Raw genomic sequence first — 23,248 nt, forward strand, 5'->3', positions numbered from 1 at the left:
CGAATCCCATGACGAGTTCGGGCCCGTCGACGACAGCGCGGAGATCGCGGCGGCGGCTTGGTGGTCGTTATCGCGTCCTGGGGCGGCGGCACCGACGGGGTGGTCGTGGTGGCGGGGTTGGCCAGCTTGTTGGTGTCGGTGCGCGTGACGAGCAGCGACACCGAAACCACCAACGCGATCGCGGCCACGATGGCGGCGATGCCCACCACCCACGGCCAGCGCGGGGCGTGGTGTTCGTCGTCGGGGTCGGCGGACTCGTCGTAGCTGTCGTAGTCGTAGAGCCGCAGATCGGCCGGCACGTAGGGGCCGCTGAGGAACTGCTCGGATTCGGGAGCCGAATAGGCGCGCGAGTAGGCGTCCGTCTGCCCGGTCTGGTCCGCCGCCGCGATCTCCGCGCTGTCGTCGACGGGCCCGAACTCGTCATGGGATTCGACTGTCTCGTGTGCCAATTCGTCGCCGGAGTCCGGTTCGCCAGGTTCGGTTCCCGGGGGATTCGGCCCGCTCATAGTTGCCTGCCCTGTCCAACTGCATCACCAGCGCGCGGGGCTCCGCGAATGCTTCGTTGCGCGCGCGCTTGGGAGTTTCTCATATGCCTGGGCAAACCCTACCGAACCGAATAGAGCGTGATGTCTTGGCAAACGGGCCACTGATCAACTGATGCCCTGATTGTGACCTTTGAGTCGCAAATCAGTGCTTCTCGGGGCCCATGTAGTACTCGAAGACCAACCCGGCCGACGTAGCGAGGACGAACACCACCCCGGCGACGATCAGCCACGGCAGCCACAGCGCGATGCCGGTCGCGGCGACCGCGCCCGCCAGCGCGATCAGGATCGGCCACCAGCTGTGCGGCGCGTAGAACCCCAATTCGCCTGCACCGTCGCTGATCTCGGCGCCCTCGTAGTCCTCGGGCCGGGTGTCCAGCCGGCGCGCGACGAACCGGAAGAAGGTCGCCGTGATCGACGCCAGTCCACCGGTGAGCGCCAGGGCGGTGGTGCCCGCCCACTCCTCACCGCCGGTGGCGTACAGCGCCGTCAGGACGCCGTAGAGCACCGCCGAGAGGAGGAAGAAGACGGCGATGAATTCGAACAGCCTCGCTTCGATGTGCATTGAGCGTCCTTACCTACTGGCTTGGGCCGATTCACCGCGGCGGGTATCGAACGGGTGGGTGGTCACCGCCACCGGCGACTGCGCGATCGCCTGCAGCGCCTCGGCGTTGGATTTTCCGCCGATCCGTTGCTGCAGGTAGGCCTTGAAGTCGTTGGGCGGCACCACCCGAACCTCGAAGTTCATCATCGAGTGGTAGGTGCCGCAGAACTCGGCGCAGTGCCCGACGAAGGCGCCGGTCTTGGTGATCTCGTCGACCTGGAACACGTTGACGGAGTTGTTGGCCTTGGGGTTGGGCATCACGTCGCGCTTGAACAGGAATTCCGGCACCCAGAAGGTGTGCACGACGTCCGCGGACGCCATCTGGAATTCGATGCGCTTGCCGGCCGGCAGCACCAGCACCGGGATCTCGGTGGCGGTCCCCAGGATCTCCACCTTGTCGAAGTTCAGGTAGGTGCGGTCCTGCGGATTGAGGCCCCGGACCGCCCCGACGCGCTCCTCGCCGTGTTCGTCCTTGCCTTCCGGCTTGGAGACCATCGCGGCCTTGCGCGCGGGATCGGCGCCGTCGTAGGTCAGCGTGCCGTCCTTGAAGTTGACCTTCTGATAGCCGAACTTCCAGTTCCACTGGAAGGAGGTGATGTCGATCACGACCTCGGGGTCCTTGGCCAGGTGCAGCATCTTCTCCTGCACCACCACGGTGAAGTAGAACAGCACCGAGATGATGAGGAATGGTGTCACGGTCAGGACCAGCTCGAGGGGCATGTTGTAGCCGAACTGGCGGGGCAGCTCGGTGTCGGTGGCCTTCTTGCGGTGAAACGCCGAGGTCCAGAAGATGAGCCCCCACACGATGACCCCGACGACCAGGGAGGCGATCACCGCCCCGACCCACAGCTCCCGGTTGAGGTGGGCCTGCGGGGTGATGCCCTCCGGCCAGCCCAGGCCGATCGCCTCCGACCAGCTGCATCCGCTCAGGGTGACCGCCAGCACGCCCAGCGTCGCGGCCAGCGCCACCGGCCGCAGGCGACGGGACAGACCGCGGTGGGCTCCCCCGGACCGGCGCTGGAACCTGGCCTGCGACAAGCGTTGCGAACGGACCTGCTCGCGAGGTGTCACGTTGGCGCCTCCATGCTCGGATATCGAATACTACGCAGCGTAGACCACGCCGCTTACCCCGGCGACGAAACCCCGACCCGTCCGGGGTGTGCGGCGCCACAGGCGGCGCTCAAGTGCGGCATACTGGGGCGCCGTGTGTGGTCTGCTGGCGTTTCTCGCGGCCCCGGCCGATCCGGGCGGCCCGGGCGCCGACAACGGGGCGGCCACGGCCAGAGCCGACGGGGCCATCTCCCGCTCGCTGCGCCTGATGCGCCACCGCGGACCCGACGAGCCGGGCGGCTTGTTTGATCCTGACGCCGACGGGGCCGTGGTGTTCGGCTTCAACCGGCTGTCCTTCATCGACATCGCGCACTCGCACCAGCCGCTGCGCTGGGGCCCGCCGGAGGCGCCGGACCGCTACGTGCTGGTGTTCAACGGCGAGATCTACAACTACCTCGAGCTGCGCGACGAACTGGCCGCCGAGCACGGCGCCGCGTTCGCCACCGACGGCGACGGCGAGGCCATCGTCGCGGGCTACCACCACTGGGGCACCGACGTGCTGACCCGGCTGCGGGGCATGTTCGCGTTCGCGCTGTGGGACACCGTCACCCGCGAATTGTTCTGCGCCCGTGACCCGTTCGGCATCAAGCCGCTCTTCATGGCCACCGGCGCCGGCGGCACCGCGGTGGCCAGCGAGAAGAAGTGCCTGATGGACCTGGCCGAGTTGGTCGGGTTCGACACCGCCATCGACGAGCGGGCCGTGCAGCACTACACGGTGTTGCAGTACGTGCCGGAGCCCGAAACGCTGCACCGCGGGGTGCGCCGGCTGGAGTCGGGCTGCTACGCCCGCATCCGGCCTGGCCGGCAGCCGGCGATCAGCCGGTACTTCGTCCCGCGTTTCGCCGCCACGCCGATCACCAGCGACACCGAACAGGCCCGCTACGACGAGATCACCGCGGTGCTCGAGGACTCGGTGGCCAAGCACATGCGCGCCGACGTCACCGTCGGGGCGTTTTTGTCCGGCGGCATCGACTCCACCGCGATCGCGGCGCTGGCCATCCGGCACAACCCCCGGCTGATCACGTTCACCACCGGCTTCGAGCGCGAGGGATTCTCCGAGATCGACGTCGCGGTGGCCTCGGCCGAGGCGATCGGCGCGCGCCACATCGCCAAGGTCGTCAGCCCGGATGAGTTCGTCGCCGCCCTGCCCGAGATCGTCTGGTATCTCGACGAGCCGGTCGCCGACCCCGCGCTGGTGCCGCTGTTCTTCGTCGCCCGCGAGGCGCGCAAGCACGTCAAGGTGGTGCTGTCCGGCGAGGGCGCCGACGAGCTGTTCGGCGGCTACACGATCTACCGAGAGCCGTTGTCGCTGAAGCCCTTTGACTACCTGCCGCGGCCGCTGCGGCGGTCGATGGGCAAGGTGTCCAAGCCGCTGCCGGAGGGCATGCGCGGCAAGAGCCTGCTGCACCGCGGATCGCTGACCCTCGAGGAGCGCTACTACGGCAACGCCCGCAGCTTCTCCGACGCGCAGCTGCGCGACGTGCTGCCCGGGTTCCGCGACGAGTGGACCCACACCGACGTGACCGCCTCGGTGTACGCCGAGTCGGCGGGGTGGGACCCGGTGGCCCGCATGCAGCACGTCGACCTGTTCACCTGGCTGCGCGGCGACATCCTGGTCAAGGCCGACAAGATGACGATGGCCAACTCGCTGGAGCTGCGGGTCCCGTTCCTGGATCCCGAGGTGTTCGCCGTCGCCTCGCGGCTACCGGTCGAGGCCAAGATCACGCGCACCACCACCAAGTACGCGTTGCGGCGCGCGCTGGAGCCGATCGTTCCCGCGCACGTGCTGCACCGGCCCAAGCTCGGCTTCCCGGTGCCGATCCGGCATTGGCTGCGCGCGGGCGAGCTGCTGGACTGGGCCTACGCGCTGGTGGACTCGTCGCAGGCCGATCACCTGATCGACCGGGGCGCGGTGCGCCGGATGCTCGACGAGCACCGAAGCGGCGCAAGCGATCACAGCCGCCGGCTGTGGACGGTGCTGATATTCATGCTGTGGCACGCGATCTTCGTCGAGCACAGCGTGGTGCCGCAGATCAGCGAGCCGGTGTACCCGGTCCAGCTGTAACGGGGACACGGGCTTCGAGTGTGAGCCCTGGGCGCGGATTTTCGGCGTGTCGCCGCCCCCAGCTCACACTCAAGGTCGTAAGTTCACACTCGATCGGGCCGGCCTAGGCCAGCACCGCGGCGATCTCGGCGGCCGCGTCCTCGCCGTAGGCGCCGGCCAGCCGGGACTTCGCCACCTCGTGATCCCAGGTCCACTCCTGCGTCCCGGTCGATTCCAGCACCAGCACCGCCACCAGCGAGCCCAGCTGCGCCGAACGCTCGAGGCTCAGGCCCGCGCTGCGCCCGGTCAAAAAGCCGGCCCGGAACGCGTCGCCGACGCCGGTGGGGTCGGTCTGGCTGGTCTCGGGCACCACCCCGACGTGCGTCGTGGTGCCGTCGCGCTCCACGATGTCGACGCCCTTGGCGCCCAGGGTCGTCACCCGCAGCCCGACCTTGGCCTGCACGTCGGCCTCCGACCAGCCGGTCTTGGAGAGCAGCAGTTCCCACTCGTAGTCGTTGGTGAACAGGTAGGCCGCGCCGTCGACGAGCTTGTCGATGTCTTCGCCGGACAAGCGGGGCAGCTGCTGGGACGGGTCGGCGGCGAACGGCAGGCCGAGCTTGCGGCACTCCTCGGTGTGCACCACCATCGCGTCGGGGTCGTTGGCGCCGATGATGACCAGGTCCGGCTTACCCACGGACGCCACCACATCGGCGAGCTTGATGTTGCGGGCCTCCGACATGGCGCCGGGGTAGAACGACGCGATCTGGGCCATGTCGACGTCGGTGGTGCAGGTGAAGCGCGCGGTGTGCGCGGTCTCGGAGATCAGGACGTTGTCGCAGTTGACGTTGTGCGACACGAGCCATTCGCGGTAGTCGGCGAAGTCGTCGCCGGCCGCGCCGACCAGGGCGACGTCGCCGCCCAGCACGCCGATGGCGAAGGCGATGTTGCCCGCCACGCCGCCGCGGTGAATGACCAGGTCGTCGACCAGGAAGCTGAGCGACACCTTCTGCAGGTGCTCGGGCAGCAGCTGCTCGGAGAAGCGGCCGGGGAACCGCATCAGATTGTCGGTCGCAATCGAACCTGTCACCGCGATCGTCACGAGATCTCCATCCTTCGTTAGTAAGGTTATCTAGCTTACTCAGGCACGTCAGGCGTCGTCGCCTCACGGTCCGGGCAAACTCGTGCGCTAGCCTGCCAAGGGAAATGAGACGTCGCCGGGACGCCGGCCCCGGGCCCGTCGGGCCCCGGCGCGTTCATGGTCCCCACCACCACCGTAGGAGAACCACATGGCAGGTCCGCACCCGCCGGACCACACCGTCGGCGCCACCGGACCCACGCCCCACGCCGAGTCCCGGCCGCTCGAGTTCCCCGGCGAGCCTCCGGCCGCCGCCCCGCCGACCCACCACGCGGCCGATTACGGTGGCCCACCGGTCCCCTACCCGACGGGACGGCCCAAGCGGCGGCTGCTCATCGGCGCGCTGATGGCCGTCGCGCTGATCGCCGCCACGACGCTGGCCATCGCGTACGGGGTGCGCACCAACGGGGCCAACACCGGCACCTCGTTCTCCGAGGCCGCGGCCAAATCGGCGATCCAGGACTACCTGGACGCACTCGAGCACCGCAACATCGACGTCATCGTTCGCAACGCGCTGTGCGGCATGTACGACGCGGTGCGCGACAAGCGCTCCGATGTGGCGCTGGCCAAAATGAGCAGCGACGCCCTGCGCAAGCAGTTCTCCGAGGTGCAGCTGATGTCGGTCGACAAGATCGTCTACCTGTCGCAATACCAGGCCCAGGCGCTGTTCACGATGCGGGTGGCGCCGGCGGACGGCAGCCCGACGCGCACCGACGTGCAGGGCATGGCCCAGCTGCTGTTTCAGCGCGGCCAGATCATGGTGTGCGCGTACGTGCTGCGCACCGGCGGCTCGTACTAGCGGCGATCGCGAGGGCGGCGAAGCCGGGCGAAGCGGGTCGCCGCGATCGGCACTAGCAGCGGCGGCCGGGTCAGTTGAACGAGTCCCCGCAGGCGCACGAACCGGTGGCGTTGGGGTTGTCGATGGTGAAGCCCTGCTTCTCGATGGTGTCGACGAAGTCGATGGACGCGCCTTCGACGTAGGGCGCGCTCATCCGGTCCACCGTCAGCGTCACCCCACCGAACTCCGCGGTCAGGTCGCCGTCCAGCGTCCGGTCGTCGAAGAACAGGTTGTAACGCAGGCCGGCGCATCCGCCCGGCTGGACCGCGATGCGCAGCGCAAGGTCGTCACGGCCCTCCTGGTCGAGCAGGGACTTCGCCTTGGCAGCGGCGGCTTCGGTCAGGATCACGCCATGGGTCTTGGCGGTCGACTCGTTCTGCACCGTCATTGCTTCTCCTACATAGCTCATGGTCGGGCACGGCCCGCACGGGGAAAGCCCACTGCCTCAACGGTACATTGCGGGACCGCTATTCCCGAGCCGCGCCGCGACCTCGGAGGCCAATCCCATGAGCTGGTTGGCCGCGTCGGCCTGCGCCAACCGCACCGAACCGGCGTAATCGGCGATGGACAGCGCGGACATGATGCCTGAGGAGCGCACCGCCGAATTTTCCAGCCCCACCTGGCCGGCGAGCACGATCACCGGGATTCCCAGCGGACCGGCCGACTCCGCGAGAAAGCCGACCACCTTGCCGTGCAGGGACTGCTCGTCGAAACGCCCCTCACCTGTGACGATCATGTCCGCGGTCTCGAGATCGTCGGCCAGGTGGGTGTGCTCGGCGATGATTTCCGCGCCCAGTTCGCACCGGCCGCCCAGCGCGAGCAGCCCGGCGCCCAGCCCGCCGGCCGCGCCCGCGCCCGGCTCCGAACTCACGTCGCGGCCGGCGGCGGCTTCCAGCTCGATCGCCCAGGCCTCGAGGCGGACCTCGAGGGCGGCGACGGTGGCGGTGTCCGCGCCCTTCTGCGGCCCGAACACCCTGGCCGCCCCCCACGGGCCCAACATCGGATATTCGGTGTCCGTGGCGGCGATCAGGTCCACGTTGGTCATCGCTCGTTGCGCCTCTTTGAGCCCGCCCAGCTCGGTGACCATCCCCTTGCCGCCGTCGGTGCACGCGCTGCCGCCCAGCCCGACGACGATGCGGCGCGCCCCGGCCCGCAGCGCCTCGGCGATGAGCTGCCCGACGCCGCTGGTGCCGGCCGCCAGCGCGGTTTCCGGGGTGGGCGGGCCGTCGAGCAGGGCGAGGCCGCACGCCTGCGCGCACTCCAGGTAGGCGGTCGACGAGCGGCGGTCGAACACCCACTCGGCCTCCACCGGGGTGCCCAGCGGCCCGGACACCGTCACCCGCCGCTTCTGCCCCAGCCGGCCCGCCAGCACCTCGATGAAGCCCGGGCCGCCGTCCGACTGCGGGGCGACGATGAACCGATCGCCGGGACGCGACCGGGTCCAGCCGGTCGCGATGGCGGCGGCGGCCTGCACGGCGGACAAGCTGTCCCCATAGCAATCCGGGGCGACCAAAACCTGCATGGCCGGCAGCCGCAGACGGCCGGGTGCGAGGCCTTCATCTGCGGCCATCGTGCCGTCGTCCATCACAGGTAGCCATTCATCACAGTCAAGCGTAGGTGGAAGCGTCGCGCTGGCGCATGGCTAACAACGACGCATTCCGGGGCCGTTACCAGGCGATCCCCGCGGGAAGTAACCTGGCCACTGTGAAGCTAATGGGCCGCAAGAAGGGCCAAGAAGACGACCTCGACGGGTCCGCCGAGGTGACGGCCGTCGATGCTGCCGCGGACACCGCGCGGCGCCGGACCGGCCCCAAGGGCCGGCCCACGCCCAAGCGCAGCGAGGCGCGGCGCAACCCGCGCAAGGGCCCGGTCGCGCCGGCCCCCATGACCGCGTCCGAGGCGCGGGCCCGCCGGAAGTCGCTGGCCGGCCCCAAACTCAGCCGCGAGGAGCGCCGGGCCGAGCGGACCGCCAGCCGCGCGCGCATGACGGATCGCCGCGAGCGCATGATGGCCGGCGACGAGGCGTACCTGTTGCCGCGCGACCAGGGGCCCATCAAGCGCTACGCGCGCGACATCGTGGACTCCCGCCGCAACCTGCTCGGCCTGTTCATGCCGGCGACGATGCTGTTGCTGTTCGCCTCCTTCGGCGTGCCGCAGCTGCAGTTCTACGCCTCCCCGGCGATGCTGGTGCTGATGGTCGTGATGGGCGTCGACGGGGTGCTGCTGGGGCGCAAGGTCAGCAGGATGGTGGACGCGAAGTTCCCTGACAACACCGAAAGCCGTTGGAAGCTGGGCATTTACGCCGCGGGCCGGGCCTCACAGCTGCGCCGGATGCGGGCGCCCCGGCCCCAGGTCGAGCGCGGCGCCAGTGTCGATTAAGCGGCGCCCGAAAGCCGCCTGATCCGGTGCGCACCCTGGTGCTCGGCGGGATCAGGTCCGGGAAGTCCCGCTGGGCCGAGGAGGCCATCGCCACGTCGCTGCCCCCCGGCGAGCCCGTCCGCTACCTGGCCCCCACGCCGGCACACGGGGCCGACGCGGACTGGTCGGACCGGATCGCCCGGCACCGCGACCGCCGGCCCGCCCATTGGTCCACGATCGAAACCGACGACGTCGCAGGCCAATTGCGGCAGTCGCCGGGCGCCCCGACGCTCGTCGACGACCTCGGCGGCTGGCTGACCGGCGCGCTGGACCGCGACGACGCGTGGGCCGGTGGATCCGTGGCGGCCGGCGTCGACGCGATGCTGGCCGCGGTGGGCGCGTTCGGTTCCACGCTGGTGCTGGTCAGCCCGGAGGTCGGGCTGACCGTCGTGCCGGCCACCGCATCCGGTCGCCGGTTCGCCGACGAGCTGGGCAGCCTCAACCAGCGCGTCGCCGAGCTGTGCGATCGGGTGGTGCTGGTGGTGGCCGGGCAGGCGGTGCAGATCAAGCCGTCGGGGACCTGATGGAATTCGCCCCGGTATCGCCGCCCGACGCGGGCGCCGCCGCGGCCGCCCGCGCCCGCCAGGACACGCTGACCAAGCCGCGCGGCGCCCTGGGCCGCCTCGAGGACCTGTCGGTGTGGGTCGCGTCGTGCCAAGGGCAGTGTCCGCCAAAGCAATTCGAGCGCGCCCGGGTGGTGGTGTTCGCGGGCGACCACGGGGTGGCGCGGGCCGGGGTGTCGGCGTACCCACCGGAGGTCACCGCCCAGATGGTCGCCAACATCGACGGCGGCGGCGCGGCGATCAACGTGCTGGCCGGCATCGCCGGCGCGACGGTGCGGCTGGCGGACCTGGCCGTCGACGCCGAGGCGGCCTCCGAGCGGATCGGTGCCCACAAGGTGCGGCGCGGCAGCGGTGACATCAGGACCACCGACGCGCTGTCCGACGGCGAGACGATCGCCGCGATCGCCGCGGGCCGGGCCATCGCCGACGAGGAGGTCGACGCCGGCGCGGACCTGCTGATCGCGGGAGACATGGGGATCGGAAACAGCACCGCGGCGGCGGTTTTGGTGGCGGCGCTGACCGACACCGAGCCGGTCGCGGCGGTCGGCCTGGGCACCGGGATCGACGACGCGGGGTGGGCGCGCAAGACCGCGGCCGTGCGCGACGCCCTGTTCCGGGCGCGGCCGGTGTTGCCCGACCCGGTCGGGTTGCTGCGCTGCTGCGGCGGCGCGGATTTGGCCGCGATGGCCGGGTTTTGCGCGCAGGCCGCGGTGCGGCGCACCCCGCTGCTGCTCGACGGCGTGGCGGTGACCGCCGCGGCTTTGGTGGCCGACCGGCTGGCGCCCGGCGCGCGGCAATGGTGGCAGGCCGGTCACCGATCGACCGAGCCGGCCCACCAACTGGCGCTGGGCGCCCTCGATTTGGAGCCGATCCTGGACCTGCGGATGCGGCTGGGCGAGGGAACCGGCGCGGCGGTGGCGCTGCCGGTGCTGCGCGCCGCGGTGGCCACGCTGCGCTCCATGGCGACGTTCTCCGAAGCCGGGGTGGCCGGTCCCGGCGCCCCGCCGCCGTGATGCGCTCGGTGGCAACGGCTTTCGCGTTCGGAACGGTGCTCCCCGTGCCGGGCGCGCGGAGCGCCCCGATGGGCCGCGGCGCGATGACCGCGCTGCCCGTGGTCGGCGCCGCGCTGGGGGCGTTGGCTGCGGGCGTCACGTGGTGTGGCGCTTGGGTTTTCGGTTCGTCCAGCCCGCTGCCCGGGGTGCTGGCGGTGGCGGCGCTGCTGCTCGCCACCCGCGGGCTGCACATCGATGGCGTCGCCGACACGGCCGACGGCCTGGGTTGCTACGGCCCGCCGCAGCGCGCGCTAACGGTGATGCGCGACGGGTCGACCGGGCCGTTCGGGGTCGCGGCCGTCGTGCTGGTGATCCTGCTACAGGCTCTGGCTTTTTCGGCGCTGAGACCGGCGGCCATCGTCGTGGCGGTGCTCGCCGGCCGGGTCGCGGCGGTGCTGGCCTGCCGGCGCTCGGTGCCGGCGGCGGAGGGCAGCGCGCTGGGAGCCCGGGTCGCCGGGAGTCAGCCCGCGCCGGTGCTGGCCGCCTGGCTCGCAGCGCTCCTCGCCGTTTCGCTGCTGGCGGGTTCGCGGCCGTGGCAGGGGCCGGTCGCGGTGCTGGTCGCGGTGGGTTGCGGCGCGGCGCTGGTGGCGCACTGCGTGCGCCGGTTCGGCGGCATCACCGGTGACGTGCTGGGCGCCGCGATCGAACTCACCACCACCGTGAGCGCCGTGGCGCTGGCGGCTTTGCACTGACGGGTGGTTCTAGCCCAGCCGCGCCATCCAGCCGTGCGTATCGGCGAAGGTGCCGCGCTGGATCCCGGTCAGCGTGTCGCGCAGCGCCATCGTCACCTCGCCCGGTTGCCCGTCGGCGATGGTGAACTCGGTGTCGCCGTAGCGCACCCGCGAAACCGGGGTGATGACGGCCGCGGTGCCGCAGGCGAACACCTCGGTGATCTCGCCGGCCGCGGCCTTCTTCTGCCACTCGTCGATGTCGATCCTGCGCTCCTCGACGGAGAACCCGGCGTCAATGGCCAACTGCAGCAACGAGTCCCGGGTGATGCCGGGCAGCAGCGACCCGGACAGCTCCGGGGTGACCAGCCGGGCCGATCCGCCGCTGCCGAACACGAAGAACAGGTTCATCCCGCCCATCTCTTCGATGAAGCGGCGCTCGACCGCGTCCAGCCACACCACCTGGTCGCAGTCGTTTTCGGCGGCCTCGGCCTGGGCCAGCAGCGAGGCGGCGTAGTTTCCGCCGAACTTGGCCGCCCCGGTGCCGCCGGGGCTGGCCCGCACGTATTCCGTCGACACCCACACGGTGACGGGGCTGATGCCGCCCTTGAAGTAGGCGCCGGCCGGCGAGGCGATCAGCAGGTAGCGGTACTGCTTGGCCGGCCGCACACCCAGCCCCGGCTCGGTCGCGAAGATGAACGGCCGCAGGTACAGCGCCTCCTCGCCGCCGCTCCGCGGCACCCACGCCTTGTCGACAGCGACCAGCTGGCAAAGGGATTCGACGAACAGGCTTTCGGGCAGCTCGGGGATCGCCAGCCGCCGCGCCGACGCACGCATCCGGGCCGCGTTGGCCTCCGCCCGAAACGACACGATCGAGTCGTCCGCCCAGCGGTAGGCCTTGAGCCCCTCGAAGACCTCCTGCGCGTAGTGCAGCACGATCGCAGACGGGTCCAATTCGATCGGGCCGTACGGGATGACGCGCGCGTTGTGCCAACCCTGGCCCTCGTCGTAGTCGATCGAGACCATGTGGTCGGTGAAGTATTTGCCGAAACCCGGCTCCGCCAGGATCGATTCACGTTGCGCCTCGCTCGCCGGATTAGACGCGCGTAGAACCGTGAACTCGAGTGAGCCGCTGGTCATGGGGCCGATTCTATATCCGCGCGGCAATGGGTTTTTCTCACGTGAACCCCTGGCGGCTAACGCGTTTTCACGGCGACGAACGGCGGGCGGACGACCTCGCATTCGACCGCGCGGCCGCGGACGTCGACGGTGACGTGCGCGCCGTCGTCGATGCCCGCGCCGGTGTCGATCAACGCCAGCCCGATTCCGGCCTGCAGCGTCGGGGAGAACGTGCCGGACGTGGTGACCCCGACGGGGGCGTCCCCGGCCAGGACCGTCAGGCCGGGGCGCAGCACCCCGCGGCCGACCATCCGCAGCCCCCGCAGCAGCCGCCGCGGGCCGGCTTCCTTCTCGGCCAGCAGCGCGTCGCGGCCGAAGAACGCGTCCTTCTTCCAGCCGACCGCCCAGCCGCAGCGGGCCTGCAGCGGCGAGATGTCGAGCGAAAGTTCGTGGCCGTGCAGCGGATAACCCATCTCGGTGCGCAGCGTGTCGCGCGCGCCGAGGCCGGCCGGCTCGCCCCCGGCGGCCCGCACCGCCGCGATCAGCGCGTCGAACACCACGCCCGCGGAATCCCAGGGCGGCAACAGTTCGTAGCCGTGCTCGCCGGTGTAGCCGGTGCGGCAGACGCGCACCGGCACCCCCGAATAGGTGGCGTCGGCGTAACTCATGTAATCCATGTCGGCCGGCAGGCCCAGCTCCCCCAGCACGCCGGCCGATCGCGGGCCCTGCACGGCCAGCACCGCATACGAGCGATGCTCGTTGGTGATGGTCAGCCCGGCCGGGGCGGCCGCCCGCAGCGCGTCCACCACCGCGGCGGTGTTGGCGGCGTTGGGCACCAGGAAGATCTCGTCGTCGGCGACGAAATAGGCGATCAGGTCGTCGATGACGCCGCCGGATTCGGTGCAGCACAGCGTGTATTGCGCCTGCCCCGGCCCGATGCGGCCCAGGTCGTTGGTGAGCGCGGAGTTGACGAATTCGGCGGCGCCCGGCCCGCGCACCAGGGCCTTGCCCAGGTGGCTGACGTCGAACAGGCCGACCGCGTTGCGGGTCGCGTTGTGTTCGCTGACCGTGCCGGCGTAGGACACCGGCATCGACCAGCCGCTGAACTCGGCGAAGTTTGCGCCCAGGTCGCGATGGCGGTCGTCCAGCGGTCCGTGCTGCAGCTCCGTCACGACGCCTTACCCTAATCGTCCCGGCTGCTGGCACACTTGGGCAGGTGTCCGATCCGCTGGACTTCGACGAGCTGGCGGCCGCGGGTGTCGCCAACCCGCGGGAGCGGGCCGACCTGATCAAGTACCTGGACGAGCTCGGCTTCACCGTCGAAGAGATGGCGGAGGCCGAACGCCGCGGGCGGCTGTTCGGGCTGGCCGGCGACGTCGTCGCGTGGTCGGGCCGCCCGATCCATACCGTGCAGTCCGCGGCCGAACAACTCGGGCTGTCCCCCGACGACGTGGCGCACGCGTGGGCTTTGCTCGGCCTGACCGTCGCCGGCCCCGATGTCCCCGCGCTGAGCCAGGCCGACGTCGACGCCCTGGCGACCTGGGTGGCGTTCAAGGCGGTGGTCGGCGAGGACGGCGCCGACGGCTTGCTGCGGGTGCTCGGCGCCGCCATGGCCCGGCTGGCCGAGGCCGAGTCGTCGATGATCCGGGCCGGGACGCCGGACATCCAGATGAACTACACCCACGACGAGCTCGCCACGGCGCAGGCGTACCGGTCGGTCGCCGAGTTCGTGCCCCGCCTGGGGGCGCTGATGGACGTCGTGCACCGCCACCATCTGACCAGCGCCCGGACCTACTTCGAGGGCGTGCTGCGCGACACGTCGGCGAGTGTGGTGTGCGGCATCGGTTTCGCGGACCTGTCCAGCTTCACGGCGCTGACCCAGGCGCTCACCCCCGCGCAACTGTCGGACCTGCTCACCGAGTTCGGCGCGACCGTCGCGGACGTCGTGCTCGCCGACGGCGGCCGGGTGGTGAAGTTCATCGGCGACGCCGTGATGTGGGTGTGCTCGTCGCCGGAGCGGCTCGCGCAGGCGGCGATCGATCTGGTCGAACATCCGCGGGCGCGCGAGGAGGGCCTGCACGTGCGTGCCGGTCTCGCGTACGGCGCGGTGCTGGCCATCAACGGCGACTACTTCGGTCTCCCGGTCAACCTGGCCGCGCGCCTGGTGGCGGCGGCCGCGCCCGGGCAGATCCTCATCGCGTCCGAGCTCCATGACGAGCTGACCGGCTGGCCCTCGGTCCCGCAGGAACCGTTGACGCTCAAGGGCTTTGACCACCCGGTGGCCGCCTTCGAACTGCACGGCCGGGACGGCGCAAGCGACCCCCGGCCCAGGTGACTAGGGTGGTTGCCCGTGAGCACCGAACCTGGCTACCAAGCACCCACCGTCAACGTCGCCACCGCGCTGCCCAAACGCAATGTGGGTTCCGCGGTGTTGGTGGTGCCGGTCGTCTCGACCGGCGACGAGGACAAGCCGGGCGCGGTCGTCTCGGCGGCGGGGCCGTTCCTGTCCGCCGACGCGGTCGCCGAGATCGAGGCCGGCCTGCGGGCGCTGGAGGCCACCGGCGGCAGCGAGCAGGTGCACCGGCTGGTGGTGGCGTCGCTGCCGGTGGCCAGCGTGCTGACCGTCGGGCTGGGCAAGCCGCGCCCCGAGTGGCCGGCCGATGTGATCCGCCGCGCCGCGGGTGTGGCGGCGCGCTCGCTGGGCGGGGCCGAGGCGGTGCTCACCACGCTGACCCAGTTGCCCGGCGAGGACGTGTGCTCGGCCGCCGTGGAGGGCCTGATCCTGGGCAGCTACCGGTTCACCGAGTTCCGCAGCGACAAGACGGCACCGAAGGATAAGGGGCTGCGCAGGATCACCGTCCTTTCCACCGCCAAGGATGCCGGCAAGGACAGCGCGCACGGGGCGGCCGTCGCGACCGCGGTCGCCACCGCCCGCGACCTGGTCAACACCCCGCCGAGCCACCTTTTCCCCGCCGAATTCGCCAAGCGCGCAAAGGCTTTGGGTGAAGCCGTCGGCCTCGAGGTGGAGGTGCTCGACGACAAGGCGCTGCAGAAGGGCGGCTACGGCGGGGTGATCGGTGTCGGTCAGGGCTCGTCGCGGCCGCCGCGACTGGTGCGCCTCACCCATCGCGGCTCGAAGCTCGCGAAGAAACCCAAGCAGGCCAAGCGAGTGGCGCTGGTGGGCAAGGGCATCACGTTCGACACCGGCGGCATCTCGATCAAGCCGGCGGCGTCGATGCACTACATGACCTCGGACATGGGCGGCGCCGCCGCGGTCATCGCGACCGTCGCGCTGGCCGCGCAGCGGCAACTGCCGATCGACGTGATCGCCACGGTGCCGATGGCCGAAAACATGCCGTCGGCGACGGCGCAGCGCCCGGGCGACGTGCTGACCCAGTACGGCGGAACCACCGTGGAGGTGCAGAACACCGACGCCGAGGGCCGGCTCATCCTGGCCGACGCCATCGTGCGGGCGTGCGAGGACGACCCGGACTACCTGATCGAGACGTCCACCCTGACCGGCGCGCAGACGGTGGCGCTCGGCGCCCGCATCCCGGGCGTGATGGGAAGCGACGAGTTCCGCGACCGGGTGGCCGCGATCTCGCAGCGGGTGGGCGAGAACGGCTGGCCGATGCCGCTCCCCGACGAACTCAAGGAAGACCTGAAGTCCACGGTGGCCGACCTGTCGAACATCAGCGGCCAGCGCTTCGCCGGCATGCTGGTGGCCGGGGTGTTCCTGCGCGAGTTCGTCGCCGACGGCGTGGGCTGGGCGCACATCGACGTGGCCGGCCCGGCCTACAACACCGGCAGCCCATGGGGATACACCCCCAAGGGCGGCACCGGCGTGCCGACCCGCACGATGTTCGCCGTGCTGGAGGACATCGCCGAGAACGGCTAGCGAACGGCTAGTTCGTCAGCAACGAGAAGACGGCCCGCCTGACCTGGCGGCGCGGCCAGCCCGTCAGACCCCCGGCGGCCAGCGCGGCGTTGGCCGCGTTGCGTCCGCACGCCCCGTGCACCGAGCCGCCCGGGGTGGCCGATGCGCTGCCCAGATACAGGCCCTCGACCGGCGTTTCGGCGCGGCCCATCCCCGGCGCGGGACGAAAGATCAGCATCTGCTGCAGCTGCGCGGTCCCGCCGTTCAGGGCGCCCAGATGCAGGTTGGCGTCGCTGGCCTCCAGGTCCGACGGGCGTTGCACGAACCGGTCGATCACCGCGGCGCCGAAACCGGGAGCGTGGTCCTCGATGACGTGATCCACCGATTTGGCCAGCCGCTCGGCCGCCGCGTCGTCGGCCACGTAGCGCGGCAAATGCGTGTAGGCCCAGACGCTTTCGGTTCCTTCCGGCGACCGGCTCGGGTCCGCCGTGGTGGTCTGGCCCAACAGCAGGAACGGACGCTCGGGCACCACCCGGGTGTTCAGGTCGGCCATCCAGCGCACCAGCCCGTCGCCGTCGGCCCCGAGGTGGACGGTGCCCACCCCCCGCAGGGCCTTCGCCCGCCACGGGATGGGCCGGTCGAGCGTGTAGTTGACCTTCACCACCGGCGGATCCCAGGCGTAGTGCTCGAGCTCGCGGCGCAGGCCGGCCGGGACCGCGTCGGCGGGCAGCATGTCGCAGAAGAGCCGCGGCGCGGTCACGTCGGCCACCACCGCCCGGCGGGCCCGAACCGTCCGCCCTCCGGCGGTGCTCACCCCGACGGCCCGCCCGCCGCGCACCAGGATGCGGGACACGTTCTGGTTGCACTCGATTCGCGCGCCGGCCGAGTTCGCCCGCCGCACCAGCGCCGCCGTCAGCTGGCCCGAACCGCCGACGGGCACCGGCCAGCCGCAGTCCTGGGCCAGCATCGTCATCAAGAAGCCCATCGCGCCGCTGACCGGCGCGTCCGGCGGCACGTCGGCGTGCATTGCGTTGCCCAGCAACAGAACCCGCGGCGCGTCGCCGTCGAACAGCTGCCCCGCCATGCTGTTGGCGGGCTGGATCAACAGGCGGGCGAGCCGGACCGCGTCGGCGGTGCCCAGTTTCAGCAGCAGCCGCAGCATCGGGCGCACCGGCGGAAACGGCGCCAGCATGGCGTCCAGCAGCGGCGCCTTGATCTTCTGCCACAATTCCACGGCGCGCCACCAGTTGTCGCCGTCGGTGGACTGCCGGCGCGCCAGTTCCGTTGCGGTGCGGGCGGGGTCGGGGTAGATGATGGGCGGGTCGTCGTCGGTCCCGCTGCGCGGGTGGCCCACCACGGCGGGCGCGCGCGACCACCGCAGGCCGTGGTCCTCGAGCCCCAACGCCACGATCGCCGGCGAGGCCACCGTCATGGGGTAGAACGAGCTGAACAGGTCGGTGATGTAGCCCGGGGTCAGTTCGGCGCTGCGCACCGCGCCGCCCGGTTCGGGCTGGGCCTCCAGCACCAGCACGTCCCACCCGGCGTCGGCCAGCATCGAGGCCGCCACCAGCCCGTGGTGTCCGGCGCCGATGACGACCGCGTCTGCGGTCTCGTCGGCCATGCCCTATTTGACCTGGCTGGGCTCGAGGCGTTCGGCAAGCGCCGTCAACCGCCACAGGCATTCCCGATTGCGCGGGTAGACGGCGGCCAGGACCAGTCGGTCCGGGATGAGCCGAAGCGGCCCGGAGGCCGGTGTCTCGATCATGTCGATGCGGCAGCCATCCGGGATATCCGTGAGCCGCAACGTGATTCGCGCGGAGCCGAGCGCACCGAGTCCCGCGCGCAGGACGAGTTCCTCACCGGGCGTGCAACTTTCGACCACCGTCTCGTCGCTGATCACCAACGGCCATACCCCGACCGAGTGCTTGATCGCGGAGCCGGGCTGCGGCCAGTCCGGGTCGACGGCGCGGGTGCGGCTGTTGCCCACCACCCACTGCGCGTACGTCCATCCGTCGGTCATCGCATCCCAGATCTTCTGGCGGGACGCCTTCACGTCGCGGGTCGTGGCCATCTTTCGAGTCGCGGTCATTGCCCACGGGTACCCCGGCCGGCGAGAACCATGCGCCGTCTCGATCCCTCCCGCCTTCGGCCGATCGGTTTAGGGGCGGCGGTCAGTGGTTACTACGCCGTTACAACACTCGCGTTTGACGGGAGGCTAATAGTGACTGTGCGACGGATCATCATCGCCGTGGGCGCCGTGCTTTTGCTGGCCGGGATCATCGGACTGCTGGTACCGGTGTCCGTGTCGGACAGCAACGGCAACTCCGTCTCGTGCGGGAACGGCATCGCCATGGACTTGTCCAGCGCCCGGAATGCCAATGACAAGAACGGGGCCAACATCCCCATCCTGAACCAGGTCCTCCCCCACACCGACTACGTGGCTCAGTGCCAGTCCTCGGTCAACAGCCGGCGCAGCTGGACCATCCCGTTGGCCGTGATCGGGGTCGTCGCGATCGGCGGCGCGCTGCTGGTGCGACGACCGGCGGGGTCAAGAACGGTCTAGATCACCCGCACCCGCGCGGCGTTCCGCAACGCCTGCGGCGCCACGCGCGAAAGGCCATAAACCGCATAGGCTTCCGGCGCGACGGGCCGAATCGGCTTGCGCTTTTCCACCGATGACAGGATCGCCTTGGCGACTTTCTCCGGCCCGTAGTGGCGCAGCGCGAAGAGCCGGCCGATCTGGCCCCGACGGCCGTCGACGTTGTCGTCCTGGCCGAGCGGCGCGCTGAAGCGGGTGGTGCTGATGATGTTGGTGTTGATGACGCCGGGGCAGATCGTCGTCACCCCGACCCCGGCCGCGTCGAGTTCGGCGCGCAGGCAATCGGAGAACATGTAGTTCGCCGCCTTCGAGGTGCAATAAGCGATCAGCGACTGCTGGGGGGCGTAGGCGGCCATCGACGCCACGTTGACGAGGTAGCCGCCGGTGCCCCGCTCGACCAGGCGCCGGCCGAACGACCGGCAGCCGTTGACCACGCCGCCCAGGTTGATCTCGAGCACCCGGTCGAACTCCTCGACCGGGGTGTCCAGGAAGCATCCCGCCTGCCCGATGCCGGCGTTGTTGACGACGATGTCGGGCACGCCGTGCTCGGCGCTGACCCGTTCGGCGAACGCCTCGACCGCGGCGGCGTCGGACACGTCGAGCACGTAGGCGTGGGCGACGCCGCCGCGCGCGGCGATCTCGGCGGCGGTCTCCTTGACGGTGGCCTCGTCGATGTCGCTGACCACCAGCTCGGCGCCCGCCCGGGCGAACGCGAACGCGGTTTCCCGCCCGATGCCGCTGCCCGCCCCGGTGACCGCCACCAGGGTGTCGCCGAAGCGCCCGCGGGGGCGCCCGACCTGCGCGCGCAGCATCGCCCGGCTCGGCTCGTTGCCGTCGATCAGATCGGCGAAGTCGTGCACCGCGGCCGCCATCACCTGCGGGTGCGACATCGGCGAGAAGTGGCCCGCCCTGATGTCGCGGCGCCACAGCCGCGGCACCCAGCGCGCCGTGTCGTCGAAACCGTAGGGCCGGACGTACTTGTCCCGCGTGTTGACGATGAGCTGCACCGGCACGTCGATGACGCGCAGCTCCCGCTTCCGGGAGAACGACCGAAAGTAGTTGGCGGGATAGGTTTTCACCGAACGGGCGGCGTCGCTGGGCAGCTTGGCGGAGTGGTGGATCTTGTCCGCGGGAATGTTGTCGACGGCGTTGCGCCGCAGCGCCGGGACCGACAGCGCCAGCCGCAGAAACAGCGGCGCCAGCACCGGGATCGAGAAGAACACCATGTAGGTCAGCCGCAGCGCCTGGCTGATGGCCCGCACAAACCTGCGCGGGCGCCAGGGCCGCCGCAGCCCGCCGAAGATGTACTCGACCAGCTGGTCCTGGCTGGGGCCGGACACCGAGGTGAACGAGGCGACCCGGTCGCCGGCGCCCGGGCGCTTCAGGTACTCCCAGATGCCGACCGAGCCCCAGTCGTGGGCCAGGACGTGCACCGGACCGCCCGGGCTCAGCTCGGCGATCACCGCGGCGAAGTCGTCGGCGAACCGGGCCATGGTGTAGGCCGAAACCGGCTTGGGCGCCGCCGACAGGCCGACGCCCCGGTTGTCGTAGCGGATCACCCGGAACCGCTCGGTCAGCAGCGGGACCACCCCGTCCCACAAGACGTGGGAATCGGGGAAGCCGTGCACCAGCACGACGGTCGGGCCCTCCGCGTTGCCCTCTTCGTAGACGGCGATCCGCGCGCCGTCCGCGCTGTCGACGAACCGCTGGGGCACCTGTTGTATCGCCGGCACCGGACCTCCCCGCCTCTGACTACGTCGCCACACCGTAGCAAGGGTGTTCGGCGCGCCCGGGCAACCGCGCGGCCCGCGCCCTGGATGTGTGCCGAGGGATGCGCAGTGACAGGATAGTTTTGGATAGCTACTTCGTTCCGCAAGCGAGACGTACGACCAGCCCCGACCCACGAGCGATCGAGGAGTCAGAAACGATGGCCTTCTCCGTCCAGATGCCGGCACTCGGTGAGAGCGTCACCGAGGGGACGGTCACGCGCTGGCTCAAGCAGGAAGGCGACACGGTCGAACTCGACGAGCCGCTCGTCGAGGTGTCGACCGACAAGGTCGACACCGAGATTCCCTCGCCGGCCGCGGGCGTGCTGACCAAGATCATCGCCCAGGAGGACGACACCGTCGAGGTCGGCGGCGAACTGGCCGTCATCGGCGACGCGGGCGAGCAACCCCAGGCCGAGCCCGCCGCCCCCAGCCAACCGGAACCCCAGCCCGAACCGGAGCCGCAACCCCAGGCCGAGGCCCAACCCGAGCCGCAGCCCGAACCCGAGCCCGCCGCGCCGGTCCCGGCGGCCCAGGGCGGCGCGTCCGGCGACTCCAAGCCGGTGCTGATGCCCGAGCTCGGCGAGTCGGTGGCCGAGGGCACCGTGACCCGATGGCTGAAAAAGGTCGGCGATTCGGTTCAGGTCGACGAGCCGCTGGTGGAGGTGTCCACCGACAAGGTGGACACCGAAATCCCCTCGCCGGTGGCCGGCGTGCTGGTCAGCATCACCGCCGAGGAGGACGCCACCGTGCCCGTGGGCGGCGAGTTGGCGCGGATCGGCTCCAGCGCCGACGCGTCCGGCGCGAGCGCCCCGTCCGCCCCGCCGGCCCAGCCCCCACCCGCACCTAAGCCGGAGCCCAAGCCCGAACCGAAGCCGGAGCCTGCGGCCGCACCGGCGCCCGCACCCGCACCCGCGGCCCAGCCGGAACCGGCGCCGAAGCCGCAACCGGCCCCGGCCCCGGCCGCCGCGCCATCCGGCGGTCCGGCCACCGACGGCGCGCCGTACGTGACCCCGTTGGTGCGAAAGTTGGCCAACGAGAACAACATCGACCTTTCCGAGGTGACGGGCACCGGCGTCGGCGGCCGCATCCGCAAGCAGGACGTGCTCGCCGCCGCGGAGAAGAAGAAGGCACCCCCGCCCGCTCCGGCGCCCGCCGCCGCGCCGGCCGCACAGCCGGCCGCCCCGGCTCCCGCCGCCGCAGCCGCTCCGGCGCCCGCGCTGGCGCACCTGCGCGGCACCACGCAGAAGGCCAGCCGGATCCGCCAGCTCACCGCGGCCAAGACCCGGGAATCGCTGCAGGCCACGGCCCAGCTCACCCAGACCCACGAGGTCGACATGACCAAGATCGTGGGGCTGCGGGCCAGGGCCAAGTCCGCGTTCGCCGAGCGCGAGGGCGTGAACCTGACCTTCCTGCCGTTCATCGCCCGGGCCGTGATCGACGCCCTGAAGATCCACCCCAACATCAACGCCAGCTACAACGAGGACACCAAGGAGATCACCTACTACGACGCCGAACACCTCGGCTTCGCCGTCGACACCGAGCAGGGACTGCTCTCCCCCGTCGTCCACAACGCCGGCGACCTGTCGCTGGCGGGGCTGGCCCGTGCGATCGCCGACATCGCCGAGCGCGCCCGCTCGGGCAACCTGAAGCCCGACGAGTTGTCCGGCGGCACGTTCACGATCACCAACATCGGCAGCCAGGGCGCGTTGTTCGACACCCCGATCCTGGTTCCGCCGCAGGCCGCGATGTTGGGCACCGGCGCGATCGTCAAGCGGCCGCGGGTGATCGTCGACGAGTTCGGCAACGAGTCGATCGGTGTCCGCTCCGTGTGCTACCTCCCGCTGACCTATGACCATCGGCTGATCGACGGGGCCGATGCCGGGCGTTTCCTCACCACGATCAAGCACCGGCTCGAAGAGGGAGCGTTCGAGGCCGATCTGGGTCTTTAGGAGGCTTGGGAAGTGTCCAAGCCCGTCATCGCGATAGCGGGTTCGTCCGGCCTGATCGGCTCGGCGTTGGCAGCGGCGTTGCGCGCCGCCGACCACCCGGTGCTGCGCATCGTGCGCCGGACGCCGGCGAACTCCGAGGAACTGCACTGGAACCCCGAGAGCGGCGATTTCGATGCCGACGCGCTCGTCGACGTCGACGCCGTCGTCAACCTGTGCGGGGTCAACATCGGCGGGCGCCGCTGGTCGGGCGCCTTCAAGCAGAGCCTGCGCGACAGCCGCATCGCGCCGACCGAGGTGCTGGCCAACGCCGTCGCCGACGCGGGCGTCGAAACCCTGATCAACGCCAGCGCGGTGGGCTACTACGGCAACACCAAAGACCGCGTCGTCGACGAAAACGCCGGGCCCGGAAGGGGTTTCCTGGCCCAGCTGTGTCAGGACTGGGAGGCCGCCACGCTGCCGGCCCAATACGCGGGCACCCGGGTGGTGCTGGCCCGCACCGGCCTGGTGCTGACCCGGTCGGGCGGGGCGCTGCGCCGCTTGCGTCCGCTGTTCGCGGCGGGCCTCGGCGCCCGCCTGGGCAGCGGTCGCCAATACATGTCCTGGATCACACTCGAGGACGAGGTGCGCGCGCTGCTGTTCGCAATCTCACACCCGTCGCTGTCCGGCCCGGTGAACATGACCGGACCGGCACCGGTGACCAACGCGGAGTTCACCACCGCCTTCGGCCGGGCCGTCAACCGTCCCACCCCGCTGATGCTGCCCGGTTTCGCGGTGCGGGCGGCGCTCGGCGAGTTCGCCGACGAGGGGCTGCTCATCGGCCAGCGCGCGATCCCGTCGGCGCTGGAGCGCGCCGGTTTCCAGTTCCACCACAACACCATTGGCGAGGCGCTCACCTACGCCACCGCCCGGCGCGATCACGACTAGCTACGACGCCGGCGGGCCGCGGTGTCGCCGGGCGAGT

At 70.9% G+C, this 23,248-nt stretch carries 20 protein-coding genes and 2 pseudogenes; 11 read left to right on the forward strand and 11 right to left on the reverse strand.

What is annotated here, in order from left to right; translation table 11 throughout:
* The 3 genes and pseudogenes from AWB89_RS22400 to ctaC all read right to left on the reverse strand — a co-directional run.
* A pseudogene (locus AWB89_RS22400) lies at window positions 1–506 on the reverse strand (MmpS family transport accessory protein); the annotation flags it as partial.
* A 181-nt stretch (window positions 507–687) separates the two neighbouring features.
* Entirely contained in the window at window positions 688–1,107 is a 420-nt protein-coding gene (locus AWB89_RS22405; RefSeq protein ID WP_085094593.1) for a cytochrome c oxidase subunit 4, read from the reverse strand.
* An 11-nt stretch (window positions 1,108–1,118) separates the two neighbouring features.
* Window positions 1,119–2,217: pseudogene (gene ctaC, locus AWB89_RS22410) on the reverse strand (aa3-type cytochrome oxidase subunit II); the annotation flags it as partial.
* A gap of 133 nt (window positions 2,218–2,350) precedes the next feature.
* Between ctaC and asnB the strand changes: the two are divergent.
* Window positions 2,351–4,321, forward strand: a complete 1,971-nt coding sequence (gene asnB, locus AWB89_RS22415) for an asparagine synthase (glutamine-hydrolyzing) (RefSeq protein WP_085176623.1) — start codon at window positions 2,351–2,353, stop codon at window positions 4,319–4,321.
* Between the two features lie 103 nt (window positions 4,322–4,424).
* Here asnB and AWB89_RS22420 read toward each other — a convergent pair whose 3' ends face one another.
* Window positions 4,425–5,399: a carbohydrate kinase family protein gene (locus tag AWB89_RS22420; RefSeq protein WP_085094599.1), complete on the reverse strand. Its 975-nt coding sequence runs from the start codon at window positions 5,397–5,399 to the stop codon at window positions 4,425–4,427.
* A gap of 187 nt (window positions 5,400–5,586) precedes the next feature.
* Here AWB89_RS22420 and AWB89_RS22425 point away from each other — a divergent pair, with 187 nt between their 5' ends.
* Window positions 5,587–6,234 carry an Rv0361 family membrane protein gene (locus tag AWB89_RS22425; RefSeq protein ID WP_085094601.1) on the forward strand — a complete coding sequence of 216 codons (648 nt, stop codon included), beginning with the start codon at window positions 5,587–5,589 and terminating at the stop codon, window positions 6,232–6,234.
* A 70-nt stretch (window positions 6,235–6,304) separates the two neighbouring features.
* Here AWB89_RS22425 and AWB89_RS22430 read toward each other — a convergent pair whose 3' ends face one another.
* Entirely contained in the window at window positions 6,305–6,661 is a 357-nt protein-coding gene (locus AWB89_RS22430) for an iron-sulfur cluster assembly accessory protein (RefSeq protein WP_068232292.1), read from the reverse strand.
* A 57-nt stretch (window positions 6,662–6,718) separates the two neighbouring features.
* Window positions 6,719–7,795 (reverse strand): glycerate kinase family protein, encoded by a 1,077-nt coding sequence (locus AWB89_RS22435; RefSeq protein WP_085094634.1) that lies wholly within the window; start codon window positions 7,793–7,795, stop codon window positions 6,719–6,721.
* Between the two features lie 182 nt (window positions 7,796–7,977).
* On the opposite strand from AWB89_RS22435, the gene AWB89_RS22440 reads away from it, so the two are divergent.
* The 4 genes from AWB89_RS22440 to AWB89_RS22455 are packed head-to-tail and all read left to right on the forward strand — an operon-like array spanning window position 7,978 to window position 10,998.
* Window positions 7,978–8,652, forward strand: a complete 675-nt coding sequence (locus AWB89_RS22440) for a DUF3043 domain-containing protein (protein WP_085094603.1) — start codon at window positions 7,978–7,980, stop codon at window positions 8,650–8,652.
* 26 nt (window positions 8,653–8,678) lie between these two features.
* Window positions 8,679–9,215, forward strand: a complete 537-nt coding sequence (locus tag AWB89_RS22445) for a bifunctional adenosylcobinamide kinase/adenosylcobinamide-phosphate guanylyltransferase (RefSeq protein WP_085176625.1) — start codon at window positions 8,679–8,681, stop codon at window positions 9,213–9,215.
* Complete coding sequence (gene cobT, locus AWB89_RS22450; RefSeq protein WP_162293333.1) at window positions 9,212–10,267, forward strand: nicotinate-nucleotide--dimethylbenzimidazole phosphoribosyltransferase; 1,056 nt, start codon at window positions 9,212–9,214, stop codon at window positions 10,265–10,267. Before AWB89_RS22445 ends, cobT begins: the two co-directional genes overlap by 4 nt.
* On the forward strand, window positions 10,264–10,998 hold the full coding sequence (locus tag AWB89_RS22455; protein WP_085094608.1) for an adenosylcobinamide-GDP ribazoletransferase: 735 nt from the start codon (window positions 10,264–10,266) through the stop codon (window positions 10,996–10,998). Before cobT ends, AWB89_RS22455 begins: the two co-directional genes overlap by 4 nt.
* A gap of 9 nt (window positions 10,999–11,007) precedes the next feature.
* On the opposite strand, the gene AWB89_RS22460 is transcribed toward AWB89_RS22455, so the two are convergent.
* Together AWB89_RS22460 and gcvT are read right to left on the reverse strand one after the other, a co-directional pair.
* A complete protein-coding gene (locus tag AWB89_RS22460) occupies window positions 11,008–12,114 on the reverse strand; it encodes a branched-chain amino acid aminotransferase (protein WP_085176629.1) in 1,107 nt (368 codons plus the stop codon).
* A 56-nt stretch (window positions 12,115–12,170) separates the two neighbouring features.
* Window positions 12,171–13,265 carry a glycine cleavage system aminomethyltransferase GcvT gene (gene gcvT / locus AWB89_RS22465; RefSeq protein WP_085176631.1) on the reverse strand — a complete coding sequence of 365 codons (1,095 nt, stop codon included), beginning with the start codon at window positions 13,263–13,265 and terminating at the stop codon, window positions 12,171–12,173.
* 44 nt (window positions 13,266–13,309) lie between these two features.
* Between gcvT and AWB89_RS22470 the strand changes: the two genes are divergently transcribed.
* Both AWB89_RS22470 and AWB89_RS22475 read left to right on the forward strand, forming a co-directional pair.
* The gene (locus AWB89_RS22470) at window positions 13,310–14,428 is read left to right on the forward strand and encodes an adenylate/guanylate cyclase domain-containing protein (RefSeq protein WP_085094613.1); all 1,119 of its coding nucleotides are present in this window, start codon (window positions 13,310–13,312) and stop codon (window positions 14,426–14,428) included.
* A 15-nt stretch (window positions 14,429–14,443) separates the two neighbouring features.
* Window positions 14,444–15,991, forward strand: coding sequence for a leucyl aminopeptidase (locus AWB89_RS22475; protein ID WP_085094615.1), 1,548 nt, complete (start codon window positions 14,444–14,446; stop codon window positions 15,989–15,991).
* Window positions 15,992–15,998: 7 nt separating this feature from the next.
* Here the strand turns inward: AWB89_RS22475 and AWB89_RS22480 are convergent, their stop codons facing one another.
* Together AWB89_RS22480 and AWB89_RS22485 are read right to left on the reverse strand one after the other, a co-directional pair.
* The gene (locus AWB89_RS22480; protein ID WP_085176633.1) at window positions 15,999–17,591 is read right to left on the reverse strand and encodes a phytoene desaturase family protein; all 1,593 of its coding nucleotides are present in this window, start codon (window positions 17,589–17,591) and stop codon (window positions 15,999–16,001) included.
* Between the two features lie 3 nt (window positions 17,592–17,594).
* The gene (locus tag AWB89_RS22485; RefSeq protein ID WP_241519274.1) at window positions 17,595–18,059 is read right to left on the reverse strand and encodes an SRPBCC family protein; all 465 of its coding nucleotides are present in this window, start codon (window positions 18,057–18,059) and stop codon (window positions 17,595–17,597) included.
* Between the two features lie 132 nt (window positions 18,060–18,191).
* On the opposite strand from AWB89_RS22485, the gene AWB89_RS22490 reads away from it, so the two are divergent.
* The gene (locus AWB89_RS22490) at window positions 18,192–18,533 is read left to right on the forward strand and encodes an aminopeptidase (RefSeq protein ID WP_085094620.1); all 342 of its coding nucleotides are present in this window, start codon (window positions 18,192–18,194) and stop codon (window positions 18,531–18,533) included.
* On the opposite strand, the gene AWB89_RS22495 is transcribed toward AWB89_RS22490, so the two are convergent.
* Window positions 18,530–20,302, reverse strand: coding sequence for an SDR family oxidoreductase (locus AWB89_RS22495; RefSeq protein ID WP_085176636.1), 1,773 nt, complete (start codon window positions 20,300–20,302; stop codon window positions 18,530–18,532). The two genes, AWB89_RS22490 and AWB89_RS22495, sit on opposite strands and share 4 nt — an antisense overlap.
* Before the next feature lie 194 nt (window positions 20,303–20,496).
* Here AWB89_RS22495 and sucB point away from each other — a divergent pair, with 194 nt between their 5' ends.
* Window positions 20,497–22,287: a 2-oxoglutarate dehydrogenase, E2 component, dihydrolipoamide succinyltransferase gene (gene sucB, locus AWB89_RS22500; RefSeq protein WP_085176639.1), complete on the forward strand. Its 1,791-nt coding sequence runs from the start codon at window positions 20,497–20,499 to the stop codon at window positions 22,285–22,287.
* Window positions 22,288–22,299: 12 nt separating this feature from the next.
* On the forward strand, window positions 22,300–23,211 hold the full coding sequence (locus AWB89_RS22505; RefSeq protein ID WP_085176641.1) for a TIGR01777 family oxidoreductase: 912 nt from the start codon (window positions 22,300–22,302) through the stop codon (window positions 23,209–23,211).
* The last annotated feature ends 37 nt before the right edge of the window (window positions 23,212–23,248 follow it).

This window comes from Mycobacterium paraense (genome assembly GCF_002101815.1).
Taxonomy (GTDB): domain Bacteria; phylum Actinomycetota; class Actinomycetes; order Mycobacteriales; family Mycobacteriaceae; genus Mycobacterium; species Mycobacterium paraense.